The organism is Candidatus Endomicrobiellum trichonymphae, from assembly GCF_002355835.1.
Taxonomy (GTDB): domain Bacteria; phylum Elusimicrobiota; class Endomicrobiia; order Endomicrobiales; family Endomicrobiaceae; genus Endomicrobiellum; species Endomicrobiellum trichonymphae.
Genome location: NZ_AP017459.1, coordinates 207814 through 220544 on the forward strand (window position 1 = coordinate 207814; position 12731 = coordinate 220544).

The window sequence follows — 12731 nt, forward strand, 5'->3', positions numbered from 1 at the left end:
TGCGGTCTGCCGGCATTATTCGTACTAATATTCTCTTGCCACTTCTCTTTCAATATCTTTTTTCTTTAGCGCTTCTTTTTTATTATACGTTTTTTTGCCTTTTGCAAGACCTATAAGAAGTTTGATTTTACCTCTATTACCGATATAAACTTCCAAAGGAATAACAGTAAGTCCTTTTTCTTTAACTTTTGTGCGCATTTTGTTGATTTCCGATTTATGCATTAAAAGTTTTCGTTTTCTTTTGGCGTCATAATCGGCAATATGAGTTGATATCTGTTCATAGGAAGCTATAAACATATTTTCAGCGAAAGCTTCGCAGTCAGAAAAGCGCACAACACTGTCAACAAGACTTATATTAGACTGCCTTGCGGATTTTACTTCGTATCCCGATAATACAATTCCTGTTTCCAGCTTTTCAAGGATTTCATAATTATAATAAGCTTTTCTGTTTGATGAAAGTGTTTTTTTTTCCATTAAATTGTACATTATTGTAAGTTGTCAATCAGATTTTGGCGAAATTTTGCTTTAAGTGATATAAAATGCGCTGTAATTTAAGGACGGCAGAGTATTTTTAATTATGCTCTGCTTTGCTGTTGCTTAAGCGGATTTGTTCGGAACAGATATTTCCCCCCCCCCCGAGTTTAATGCAGAGATCAAATATCGGCCGGACTGCCTGCAGCCGACGATAGGAATTGAACCTATGACCCGCGGTTTACAAAACCGCTGCTCTACCAGCTGAGCTACGTCGGCGTGCCAGTGAGATATATAATATGGTTACGCTGCTGTGATTTTTCAGAGAATTTCATCCATTTTAAACGAGACGGTATTAGTTATTCAACAACGTTCTCGCTTTACCTGACCACACCGCATCTGTTTCCGGGAGGATGCGAGTATTGTTTATGTACTAAAAGATTATATGTGATAATATAGAAAATAATATAAAAAAAATTCGCTGATGTCAAAAATACATTGATAGAAATTTCCTATATGTGTGAATAATAGTATTATCTATAAAAATAATATATAAAATAAAAGAATTATAGTAATAGTTATTATACGCGGAAAAACAAATCCATTAAAAATAAACATTTCTCTTTTGTTTATGTGTGTTTTTATGATTTCATTGACAGCTTTAACCCTTTTATATGTCTATTTTGCAAGCAAACGCTTTGATTATGTCAAAACAAAAGTTGACAATAAGGTTATGCAGGTAGGACTGCTTCTTTTTAGAAATAGACTTAAAAAAGCAAAAATATGTTTGAAAAAGTGCAGGGAAACGACGAAAAGATTTGCTTGTCGCTTGCAATGAATAAATACAAAAAAGTCAATTTTGGGAGAGTGACTGGGGTGGAATTTCGGAGAGGGCGGACCTACGCTGACCCAGACGAACGCATTTGCTGCAATTCTATCGGGCACAGTTTAAAATAAAATGAATTATTCCGAGATTTCGCGTGAGACTGGTGCTCTTTATGAACAGTATAAATTTATGTGAAGCTACAAATGAAATAATATCGCATATTCATAAGCAAAGGCTAACACTTTCCAGATGTCCGTACAAAGGATGTATATTATATATTCAGTTTACAGGTTCATATTGTACTCGATATAGATATTCCGCGACAAGGAATTTCATTCGGGACTTGATATTGATATTGAAAATTATGTCTAATACTTTTATATTCCCTCCCGCCGGTGGCAAAATTATTTTTCCAGACTATCGGTCTAATAGTTATAAATCACGGGCGAGGAAGACAAATGAAAAAACTGAAATAGCTTTAATGGCATTAGTAATGATGTTGTTATCAGGATGCGGAGACATAATGTTTAGAAAGGAAGGGATTGTGATTGGATGGGCGGCGTGTGAGGCTTACCAAAAGACTGGAGAGATCACGATGTCTTCACCGATGTTTTTGAAATGTAGATGAAACGTTTTTTTTAAACAAAGCAAAATCCAGATGCTTCAGAGACACTGTAGACGTTATAGACGACAACTATTGGGACGTCGACAGATTATTATAGGGGGATTAATGAAGTCACCAGAAAGAAAAGCGATGGGTAAAATGTTAAGAGCTATGAAGGTTATAGAACCATTTACGCTCATCTTTCCAAGCAGCTTGTAGATTTATATATATCCAGAGGAACTATTGTCGCGAAAATGGGAAACACGGACAATTCAAATGATTCGCATCTGCACTACGAAGTTCATTTTAAAGAAAATCCTGTGAACCCTAAACCATATTTAATAAATTATTCTTTCGCCCAGTCTGAAAAGGAGTGCTATGTTCAATAAAAGATCAAAAAATCTGCTTGATGCAGTTGTGTGTGGAATGCGGTTTTGAAGGTACAATCAAAACCGAAAATGTAGGGGTGGGCATCGACGATAAAATTAAGTGCGACATGATGCTTGTGGTCGGTGACATAAAAACAGATATATTGACTATTGCGGAAGAAACATATTTTTACGGCAAATCTTCAATTATAACAAAAGAATATAGATAGCGGAGTGAAAAAGAAGTGATGAATTTCTTAAGAAAACATATTCGTATAATTTTTATTGTGACAATCGTTGCTTTTATTGGCAGCTCTTTTGCAGGAGTAGGGTATTATTTTTTCAGTTTTAAAAATGATTTTAAAACTTTCGTTGTTGTAAACGGCATCAAAGTACCTGAGAAACTATTTAATTCGGTCTATACGGACTTCCGTCAAATGATAAATGAACAGCTTTCTGATGCGGATTTAAAAGAACTTAAAACTAAAGTTATTTACTCTTTAGTGCAGGATGAAATTCTTTATCAGCAATCAAAACTTTACAGTATTGTGGTTACGGACGAGGAATTGAGAAACGATTTGCGGAATTCGGTAAAATTTGAAGACAACAATATTTTTAACATACGGAAATATCACGCATTTTTAGATTCTATACAAATGACGGCGAAAGAATATGAAACTATGCGGAGGAAACAAATTGCCGCAATTAAAGTTAAAATGTTTATTGCTTCTTGCGTAAAATTATGGAATTACGAACTGGAAAATGCTTTTAAACAAGAGCCTTCGATAACAGAAAATACTTTGATTCAGGCAAAGGTAAACTTTATTTTGAACGAGTGGTATTTAGATATTGTCAGAAATTCGAAAATAGCAGTCCCGAAATAACCGTTGGTGGGAATGATTTTTAGATAAGTCATGACTGGATTTCAATCTGATTTTAAATTTTTTTAATTCTGTAGCAAGTTTTTTGTAAGGAAGACCTATAATAATCTGTCGACGTCCCAATAGTTGTCGTCTATAACGTGCAATATCAATATCAAGTCCCGAAATAACCGGTGGTGGGAATGATTTTTAGATAAGTCATGACTGGATTTCAATCTGATTTTAAATTTTTTTAATTCTGTAGCAAGTTTTTTGTAAGGAAGAACTATAGCTGTGTAATAGTCGCCGTAAATTTTTTCTACAAAATTATCGCCGGTATCTTGAACGGCATAAGCGCCTGCTTTATCCATATGTTTTCCAAAAAGCTGCTTGAGCATATTTTCAGGCAGTTTTCTCATTTTTATGCAGGCGATATCATAAAAAACAGAGCATTTATCTTTCTGTATTACTGCAACGCCCGTATAAACTTTATGTATACTTCCGTTTAATTCCCTGATTATTTTTTCTGACTCTTTTTTGCTTTTCGGTTTCCCGATAATCTTTCCGTTTAAAACAACAACAGTATCCGCTGATAAAGTTAAAGCATCGGGGTATCTTTGCGCTACATGGCGGCCTTTTCTGTAAGCGAGTTCTTTTACTATATACGAAGGCTTTATAAGATTGATTTTTTCATCCGCACCGCTTGGAATGATTTTAAAAAATAAACCCCATTGTTTAAGAAGAGATATTCTGCGCACAGATGAGGATGCGAGTATAATTTGTTTATTTACGCGCATGGCTTCTGTGGGGCGGGCTAATCAGAGAGGTATTCAGCAAATATAATAGAACAGCTTTCTGCACATAAAGCCTGTTTTCCGCCTGCGTGAATATAGAGCTTTCGTACTTGTACATAATTTCTTCGGTAATTTCTTCTCCTCTTATTGCAGGAAGACAATGGAGAACAATACATTTTGAAGAAGCTTTTTTTAGCAGTTCGCTATTTACCTGGTAAGGCGCAAAAATCTTTTTTCTCTTTTTCTCTTCTGCTTCAAAGCCCATTGATGTCCATACATCCGTATATATTACATCGGCGTTTTTCGCATCATTGACGTCGCTTGTAATTTTAATTTCAGCGCCGGTTGACGAAGTATATTCCAGAGCCTTGTTTAATATCCTCTTTTTAGGCGAATATTCTTTGGGAGATATAAGCGTAAAATCAAATCCTAAAACGGCAGATATAGCAAGCAGCGAATTTGCGATATTATTACTATCGCCCGTGTAAACAATTTTAATCTTTTTTAAGGCTTCAACCGTTTTTATTTTATGGATCTCCATGACAGTCATAATATCTGCTAAGATTTGACAGGGATGTTCGTGATCTGTGAGACCGTTTATAACGGGAGCTGTAGAATATTTTGCAAATTCTTCTAGGTCGGAATGCTTAAAACTTCTTATCATAAGACCATCTAAATAACGCGACAAAACTATTGCCGTATCGTGTATGGATTCGCCTCTTTTGCGTTGGAGATTTTCCGTATTAAGAAAAACAGGTGTTCCGCCAAGCTGCAACATTGCCGCAGTAAAGGAAACCATTGTTCTTGTAGAAGGTTTCTCGAATATCAGTCCTAATATTTTCCCTTTAAAAACATCGAGATGTTTTCTATCGTTTTTAAGTTTAAATGCTTTATTTAATATCTCTTTTATTTCTTTTGTTGATAAATCATAAATTGATAATAAATCTTTTTTTGCCATATTTGTCTCTCCTGCGTACAAGTTTTTGCCCGTTACAATGAATTTTATCATAAATAATCATTATAAATCAACGAAAAATACTTTCCCACTCGGAGGATTAATATAGCTGAAATAGCAAAGCGGTACAAAGGAAATGGGTAACGGACTCTATCAGTTTTTTGATCAGCATAAATATTCCCACGCGATTGAATTCTTTTTTACGCTGGTTTTAACTGATTCCCTTGTTCGCGTGTTATCGTCCGCGTTTTTTTTCAGATTGTGGGGGTATAGGGGGGGGCTTAGGACTGGTTCATCTCTTGCTTGTTAGAAATTTATCAGATTGGCCTGTAGTAATATAGGTTTGGCTGACTGTTTGCTTCGTTTTGATTATCAATCTGGATTCTAGATTACAACAAATACAGGCTATTGCGACAAGTTTAGCAAGTTATGACGGACACACATGATATGTGATATCTTCTCCACAGCATTTCAACTAACGACCAGCAATGCCAATAAGATTGCAACTAAAAAATAATTTTTTATTCGGTTTTTGAGATAAACTGTGCTTGATTAGTTTAGTTAGTTTAAATGCTCATGCCGAAATCTCAACGTTAAGCTGTTTTCGAGTAATCGGGGCGACTGGACTTGAACCAGCGACCTCTCCCACCCCAAGGGAGTGCGCTAGCCAACTGCGCTACGCCCCGATTATGTCATCAGATTGTAAAGGAGTGGATTTTATACTGCAATTATGATTTTTGTATTATTTCTTTAAAAGTTTTAAAATGTGTTTAAGTTCTTCTTTTATATCTTTTAAAAGTTTAGAATCCGGCATATATTCCAAATCTAAATTTAAATTCGTCTGCAAATTTGTAAGTCTTTTACGCTTATCGCCGATTAAATATTTCTTAACACCTTCAATTGTATAGCGCTGATTATACAATAAATTTTTGATTTTAAAAACAAACTCCACTTCTTCTTTGCGGTAACTTCTTTGTCCGGAACTTTTTCTAATAGGACGCAAAAGCTTAAACTCGCTTTCCCAATACCGTAAGGTATGTTTTGGGACAAGCGTTATCTGCGAAACTTCCCCTATTGTAAAATATTCTTTATCAGGTATCGGCGGAATTTGAAACACTTATATTACCTGCATTACTTAAAAAATTTTTTTGACTGTTTAAACCTTATTTTTTTCATCGGGGCGATAAGAAGTTTTTCACATGTTCTGGGATTTCTTACACGTTTTGTTTTTGTTTCAAACATATTAAAACTTCCAAAGCCCGTTATAATAACTTTATCGCCGTTCTTTAAAGAATTCGACATTTCTTCAAAAACTTTATTTACAGCTTCTTCAGCTTCTTTTTTTGAACTTAGAATTCTTGACAATGCTATTGCTATATCGTTTTTTGTCATTTTTATCACCCCCGTTCCTTTTTCACACTTAACCAAAATTTTCTGCTGCGGCTGGCCGGGGAAAAGTAGGATAGTTATTCGTGACATGGACATCTTGTCATTAAATCGCTTACAGCTTTAAGAGGATTTTTACCCTCAAATAAGACTGCGTACACTTCATTTATTATAGGAAGTTCGATATTGAGTTTTTTCCCTATTTCATAAGCACTTATTGTGTTTTTTACGCCTTCGGCAACCATGCCGAGATTTTTTTCAGCTTCATCTAAAGTTTTACCTTCTCCTATAGCCTGTCCTATGGCACGATTTCTTGAATGTTTTGAAAAACAGGTAACCATTAAATCGCCCACTCCGGATAGTCCGTAAAAAGTCTGCTCTTTGCCGCCTAAAGCAATCCCAACTCTTGAAAGTTCTTTAAGACCTCTTGAAATAATTGCAGCTTTTGTATTGTCGCCGTATTTTAATCCATCTACTATTCCGGAAGCTACCGCAAAAACATTCTTTAATGCGGATCCGATTTCAACTCCTATGATATCGTTTTGATTATAGATCCTGAAATATTCATTCATAAAAATCATTCTGCATCTTTCTGCAGTTTCAAGATTTAACGCTGTTGATGTAACTGTAGTAGGTATTTTTCTGCATACTTCCTCAGCATGGCTCGGTCCTGAAAGAACTGCAATATTTCTGTAAACTCCCTTAAAAATTTCGTCTATTACTTCAGACATTCTCAAAAGAGTTTTATTTTCTATGCCTTTTGTCGCGCTGATTATAAGTTTTCCGTCAAGCAATATTCCGTTATTTTTTAGATGCAGGCACAACGATCTCACATACTGCGAAGGGATTACAAACAAAACGGCTTCGCTGTTTTTTAAGCTTTTTATGCTGTTTGTCACAACCAGCGCTGAAGGTAAGTTAGTGCCTGCATTAAACGGTTTTATTTTTCTGTCCTGTAAGTCCTTTGCCCTTTTTGCATCAAATTCCCAGAGAGTAACATCATGTCCATTTTCAAATAAAAGAGCAGCAAGCGTTGCTCCCCACGAACCTGCTCCCAAAACAGTAATTTTCATATTATTTCCTATGAATTGTGTTTATAGTGCTAGTCAATCTGTGTCTGTAAATAAATGTTTGTTAAGAAATATGTCTGACTGTCTTTTTTCATCAGCCAGCTTTTACTGTATCTCTTTCCCTTTCTGAATTGTCTCTCGTAATGTCGCCGCAAGGGAAGATGGGTAATCATTTCTCTGTGTAAAGTATTACGATATGATGGAATTTATAAGAAAAATTCCCGTGATATAAATATCACGAAGGGGAATTATTTCTTTTTAAATATTCTTAATTTGTTTTCAGATCTTTCTATCAGCCTTTTTATATTTGTTCTATGCCTGTAAATAATCAAAAGCGTTATGGCAAAAGTAAAAATTACAACTTCGGCACTGTATCCTAAAAAATAAGATGTCAAAGGAAGACTTATAACCGCACATATTGATCCTAAAGAGACATATCTTGAAAAAACAAAAGTCAACCCGAAAATGGCAAGCGCTATCAACGATGGCCAACGCATGAGTGCGAAGAACACCCCAAGTCCAGTCGCAACGCCCTTACCGCCTTTAAATTTTAAAAATATCGTAAACACGTGTCCGACCATTGCAGCTGCAGCGACAGCAACAGAATAAGAAAAAGAATTGTCTATAAATGTCGCAAAATATACGGGAATAAAACCTTTTAAAATATCCGCGATAAGTGTTATAACTCCCGCGCATTTTCCTATTTCTCTGAAAACATTTGTAGCTCCGGAATTGCCCGAGCCTACAGTGCGTATGTCAACTTTTCCGTTTGCTTTTGCAACAATGTAGGCAGAAGGAATTGAACCGCATAAATATGTAATAATAATATATAAAATCTTTATTAGCATTTTTAATTTTTTATTAATCCATTTTCTTTTTGTAATAATTTCTGAATTTTAAAACTATCGGAGTTCCGTGAAAATCGAATTTTGCCCTTAAACAGTTCTCAAGAAATCTCTCATAAGAAAAATGCACAAGATCTGTATCATTGACCGAAAAAATGAATACAGGAGGTTTTGAAGTCGCCTGTACATATTCTTTAATCTTCAAAGTTCTGCCTTTGTTCGTATAAGGCTTTTTGGCAAGAGCGTCTCTTATAACATCATTGAGTTCTTCCTTAGTCAATTGTTTTGAATACTGTTCAAAAACAAGCTTCGCTTCCTGAAATATTCTGCCTAATCTCTGTCCTGTTTTTGCAGATATAAAAATAATATCCGCCCAGTTCATAAATTTTATTCTTTCTCTCAGCTGCCCTGTAAAATATTTTGCTGCTTCTTCTTTTTCTTCTATTAAGTCCCATTTATTTACGGTTACGATAACCGGTTTCTTTTTTTCAAGCAGGAGTCTTGCAATTTTGACTTCGGTTTCGCCTATTCCCTGAGAAGCGTCTGCGATTAAAACGGCGACATCGGCGTCTTCAATAGCATGACCTGTGCTTAAATTTGAAAGATATTCCATACCATCTTTTGTCTTGTTGCCTCTATGAAGTCCGGCGGTATCTGTCAAGATGTATTCTTTACCGTCACTTTGAATGCGCGCTGTAAGGGAATCTCTTGTGGTTCCTGGAGTATCGTGAACAATACTTCTTTCTTCTTTAGCAACAGTATTAATAAAAGAAGATTTCCCTACGTTTGGTTTTCCTACAAGAATAATTTTTAATGTTTTCCATGTGTTTTTTTCTTTTCTGTCATATTTGATATTTTCCCAGATTTTATCCAGTAAATCGTGTACGCTTCTTCCATGGTTTGCGGATACAAAAATGACATCATCAAAACCAAGTTCGTAGAATTCGTATCCTTTGATTTCTTCCGCTTGCGTATCTATTTTATTTACGACAAGAATCGTTTTTTTTCGTTTGAGTCTTATTTGCTGAGCAATCTGGACGTCTGTCGGATGAGCACCTGTCTTTCCATCAACAACAAACAACACTATATCAGATTTTTCAACAGCAATATCAAGCTGCCGCGACATATCTTTTGAGAACGCCGAAATATCCGTACTCCAGCCGGCGGTATCCGTAGCAATAAAATTTTTATCTCTCCAAGAGACTTCATGATCATTTCTATCTCTTGTTGTGCCGGGCGTTTCGTGGATGATAGCTTTTTTTCTTCCTATAAGTCTGTTGAAAAGAGCAGATTTACCAACATTTGGCCTGCCCACTATAGCGACTTTTGTTAACATTAACATCAAGCAATCCTTTTTAATACAATAGAATTTTATAATATTATTAATAAAAAAAGCCAGTCTTTAGAGACTAGCTTTTCAATTGAAAATCAAAAGCGGGCGATGGGACTTGAACCCACGACCTTCTCGTTGGCAACGAGGCGTTCTACCACTGAACTACACCCGCAGTAATTTTTATAAAAAAAGATACATTTATTTTTTAATGCTGAGGGCGGGACTTGAACCCGCATCCAGTCAAGGACACGCCCCTCAAACGTGCGCGTATGCCAGTTCCGCCACCCCAGCAAATCCCTGTTTTACCGCGATAATTTAGAGAGCTAATTAACAACAGATATGGCTGGAGAGAGTTTTGTAAGCATTAAAGAAGTGAACAAAAATATACAAGCCATAAGAATAGTCACTTTTTTTATAAAAGCCATTCTCGATGGAGCATTAAAAATCTGATCTGATCCGCCACCGCTGAAAATACCCGCCATATCTCCGCTTTTTGCCGTCTGCAGAAGAATTACAAGAACTAATCCGGCGCATATCGTATAATGAATAAATTTAAAAGCAGAAAATGCTATGCTCATGATTTTATTATATCGCAAAAACCGCAGAGTGTCAAATTTTCAATATTATGCTGTTGTTGCGGCGGAACGTTTGGCAGAGAGTTTGCAGAATAGTCCCACAACGGATCTGTAACAACAAATTTCTAGACAGTCTCCTACTGGGGAATACAATGAACGAGACAGAATTTATTTTTTATCAGGAAGAGCTGCAATTCCGGGAAGTTCCTTATCTTCAAGGAATTCCAATGACGCTCCCCCGCCGGTAGAAATATGATTTATTCTTTTATCTACACCAGCTTTTTTAACGGCGGCAATGGAATCACCTCCGCCGACTATGGATATTGCTCCATTATCAGTCGACTTAGCTACGAGATTTGCAATTTTAATTGTTCCTTTGGAAAATTCGTCTATTTCAAATATGCCCAGCGGTCCGTTCCAAACTATAGTTTTTGCGGATTTGATGATTTTAGAGAATTTTTCTATTGATTTTAGTCCTATGTCAACGCCCATAAATCCTTCGGGTATTGCCTCATCAGCGGTATTTTTTACAATCGCATCGCCCGGCATCTGTTTATTTACAAAATCTACTTTATCAGTAATTATGTGATCAATAGGAAGCAAGAGAGCGACTTTTCTTTCTTTGGATTTTTTAATAAGTTCGATTGCTAGATCAAGTTTATCGTCTTCAACTAAAGATGTTCCGGTGATTACTTCCTGCGATTTTAAGAAGGTATATGCCATTGCTCCGCCGATTATAATCGTATCAGCCTTATTCAAAAGATTTTTTATAACGTTTATTTTATCCGACACTTTTGCTCCGCCGAGAATTGCCAGAAAAGGCCTTACTGGATTTTCAAGTGCTTCACCTAAAAACTTTAATTCTTTTTCAACAAGAAATCCAGCAACAGCGTCTTTGGCATATTTGACAATAGCTGTGGTTGAAGCATGTGCCCTGTGAACTGTTCCAAAAGCATCCTGAACAAAGACCTCGCCCATTGAAGCAAGCTCTTTCGCAAAAACATCCATTGCGGCTTTATCTTTTTCGCCTGAAGCATTTTTACCTTCTTCCTCAGGATGGAATCTGAGATTTTCTAACAAAAGTATCTCGCCTGGCTTTAAATCAGCTGCTGCTTTTTTTGACTGTGAATCTATGCAGTCGCCTCCGACAAATTTAACAGGTTTGCCTAGAAATTCGCTTAAACGTGGCGGAACCGGCTTCAAACTCATTCCGGGAACAATTTTTCCTTTCGGTCTTCCCAAATGAGCCATAAGAATTATTGCGCTGTTTTTCTCCAAGAGATACTGTATAGTCGGAAGGGTTGTAGCTATTCTCTTGTCATTTGTAATTTTAAGATTTGCATCAAGCGGAACATTATAATCTACGCGGACTAAAACTTTTTTACCTTTTACATCAATGTCTTTAAGCGTATTTTTCATTTCATACCTCATTAAGGACTAAGACTGACCGTACTTGCACATGGTTTTATGTGGTGCGGACTTACAAAACCGTTAAATCCTGATTAAGTTATCCATTTACTTTTTTCATATAAGAAATGAGATCCAAAATCTTATTGGAATAGCCCCATTCATTGTCATACCATGAAACAACTTTGACAAATTTATTTGTTAAAGCAATTCCCGCTTTTGCGTCAAATATTGAGGTGCGTGCATCGCCTACAAAGTCTGAAGATACAACTTCATCTTCAGTATAACCTAAAATTCCTTTAAGTTCGTTTTCGGAAGCTGATTTCATAGCAGCTTTAATTTCGTCATAAGAAGCGGGCTTTGCTAAATTAACCGTTAAGTCAACAACCGAAACGTCAAGCGTAGGAATGCGGAACGACATACCTGTCAATTTTCCGTTTAGCTGAGGAATTACTTTTCCCACAGCTTTAGCTGCTCCTGTAGAAGAAGGAATAATATTGCCGGATGTTGCTCTGCCGCCTCTCCAGTCTTTAGCAGACGGTCCATCAACGGTCTTTTGGGTAGCCGTAGTAGCGTGAACTGTAGTCATCAGTCCGTCGAGAATACTAAATTTATCGTTTAACACTTTAGCAATTGGAGCCAAACAGTTTGTCGTGCAGGAAGCATTGGAGACAAACTGCGTGCCTTTTTTGTATGAATCCAAGTTTACTCCGCAGACAAACATAGGAGTATCATCTTTGGAAGGAGCAGACATAACGACATATTTTGCACCTGCATTGATATGCGCCAGAGCTTTATCTTTAGAAAGGAACAATCCAGTCGATTCTACAACGTACTCAGCCTCTACATCGCTCCATTTTAAATCTGCAGGATTTTTTTCTGCCGTTACGCGGATGGTATTTCCATTAACAATTAAATTACCGTTTTTCACTTCAACAGTTCCCTTAAAAGTTCCGTGAACGGAATCATATTTTAACATATAAGCCATATATTCGACATCAATCAAGTCGTTGACGGCAACCACTTTAATATCGCTTCTGTTCTGTGCTGCACGAAACACCAAACGTCCTATACGTCCAAAACCATTAATACCTACTTTAATTGCCATAATACGCCTCCCAGTGGTTATTTTTGAAAGTTTAATATAATTGAGAGTAAGAATATAAAATTACTATGCTTTTTGTCAATTAACTGTTGTCTGTCATTTTTTATTTCTGTGTTCTTTACTTTTACATTG

At 36.3% G+C, this 12731-nt stretch carries 13 protein-coding genes, 4 tRNA genes and 1 pseudogene; 3 read left to right on the forward strand and 15 right to left on the reverse strand.

Annotation, left to right across the window (positions count from 1 at the left end; genetic code table 11):
• Positions 1-24 precede the first annotated feature (24 nt).
• Positions 25-474 carry an SsrA-binding protein SmpB gene (smpB, locus tag RSTT_RS01000; RefSeq protein ID WP_096525998.1) on the reverse strand — a complete coding sequence of 150 codons (450 nt, stop codon included), beginning with the start codon at positions 472-474 and terminating at the stop codon, positions 25-27.
• 203 nt (positions 475-677) lie between these two features.
• Positions 678-750, reverse strand: a tRNA-Thr gene (locus RSTT_RS01005).
• A 1327-nt stretch (positions 751-2077) separates the two neighbouring features.
• On the opposite strand from RSTT_RS01005, the pseudogene RSTT_RS07035 reads away from it, so the two are divergent.
• The 3 genes and pseudogenes from RSTT_RS07035 to RSTT_RS01030 all read left to right on the forward strand — a co-directional run.
• Positions 2078-2290 (forward strand): annotated as a pseudogene (locus tag RSTT_RS07035) (M23 family metallopeptidase); the annotation flags it as partial.
• A 20-nt stretch (positions 2291-2310) separates the two neighbouring features.
• Positions 2311-2499 (forward strand): hypothetical protein, encoded by a 189-nt coding sequence (locus RSTT_RS06045; RefSeq protein ID WP_172412803.1) that lies wholly within the window; start codon positions 2311-2313, stop codon positions 2497-2499.
• Positions 2500-2517: 18 nt separating this feature from the next.
• Complete coding sequence (locus RSTT_RS01030) at positions 2518-3153, forward strand: SurA N-terminal domain-containing protein (RefSeq protein ID WP_096525358.1); 636 nt, start codon at positions 2518-2520, stop codon at positions 3151-3153.
• A gap of 95 nt (positions 3154-3248) precedes the next feature.
• On the opposite strand, the gene RSTT_RS01035 is transcribed toward RSTT_RS01030, so the two are convergent.
• The 13 genes from RSTT_RS01035 to gap all read right to left on the reverse strand — a co-directional run bounded on the left by RSTT_RS01035 (position 3249) and on the right by gap (position 12602).
• Positions 3249-3926, reverse strand: coding sequence for a Maf family protein (locus RSTT_RS01035; RefSeq protein WP_096525359.1), 678 nt, complete (start codon positions 3924-3926; stop codon positions 3249-3251).
• A complete protein-coding gene (gene argF, locus RSTT_RS01040; RefSeq protein WP_096525360.1) occupies positions 3913-4881 on the reverse strand; it encodes an ornithine carbamoyltransferase in 969 nt (322 codons plus the stop codon). Before argF ends, RSTT_RS01035 begins: the two co-directional genes overlap by 14 nt.
• A gap of 609 nt (positions 4882-5490) precedes the next feature.
• Positions 5491-5564, reverse strand: a tRNA-Pro gene (locus RSTT_RS01045).
• Between the two features lie 56 nt (positions 5565-5620).
• The gene (locus RSTT_RS01050) at positions 5621-5995 is read right to left on the reverse strand and encodes a MerR family transcriptional regulator (protein ID WP_015423152.1); all 375 of its coding nucleotides are present in this window, start codon (positions 5993-5995) and stop codon (positions 5621-5623) included.
• Positions 5996-6009: 14 nt separating this feature from the next.
• Positions 6010-6306: an HU family DNA-binding protein gene (locus RSTT_RS01055; protein WP_172412805.1), complete on the reverse strand. Its 297-nt coding sequence runs from the start codon at positions 6304-6306 to the stop codon at positions 6010-6012.
• A gap of 38 nt (positions 6307-6344) precedes the next feature.
• The gene (locus tag RSTT_RS01060) at positions 6345-7337 is read right to left on the reverse strand and encodes an NAD(P)H-dependent glycerol-3-phosphate dehydrogenase (RefSeq protein ID WP_096525361.1); all 993 of its coding nucleotides are present in this window, start codon (positions 7335-7337) and stop codon (positions 6345-6347) included.
• A gap of 245 nt (positions 7338-7582) precedes the next feature.
• The gene (gene plsY, locus RSTT_RS01065; protein WP_096525362.1) at positions 7583-8182 is read right to left on the reverse strand and encodes a glycerol-3-phosphate 1-O-acyltransferase PlsY; all 600 of its coding nucleotides are present in this window, start codon (positions 8180-8182) and stop codon (positions 7583-7585) included.
• Positions 8183-8195: 13 nt separating this feature from the next.
• Complete coding sequence (gene der, locus RSTT_RS01070; RefSeq protein ID WP_015423156.1) at positions 8196-9521, reverse strand: ribosome biogenesis GTPase Der; 1326 nt, start codon at positions 9519-9521, stop codon at positions 8196-8198.
• 91 nt (positions 9522-9612) lie between these two features.
• Positions 9613-9684, reverse strand: a tRNA-Gly gene (locus tag RSTT_RS01075).
• A 37-nt stretch (positions 9685-9721) separates the two neighbouring features.
• Positions 9722-9803 (reverse strand) — tRNA-Leu (locus RSTT_RS01080).
• Positions 9804-9835: 32 nt separating this feature from the next.
• Positions 9836-10090 (reverse strand): preprotein translocase subunit SecG, encoded by a 255-nt coding sequence (gene secG, locus RSTT_RS01085; protein ID WP_096525363.1) that lies wholly within the window; start codon positions 10088-10090, stop codon positions 9836-9838.
• A 165-nt stretch (positions 10091-10255) separates the two neighbouring features.
• Positions 10256-11506 (reverse strand): phosphoglycerate kinase, encoded by a 1251-nt coding sequence (locus tag RSTT_RS01090; RefSeq protein ID WP_172412806.1) that lies wholly within the window; start codon positions 11504-11506, stop codon positions 10256-10258.
• Between the two features lie 88 nt (positions 11507-11594).
• A complete protein-coding gene (gene gap / locus RSTT_RS01095) occupies positions 11595-12602 on the reverse strand; it encodes a type I glyceraldehyde-3-phosphate dehydrogenase (protein WP_096525365.1) in 1008 nt (335 codons plus the stop codon).
• Positions 12603-12731: the final 129 nt, after the last annotated feature.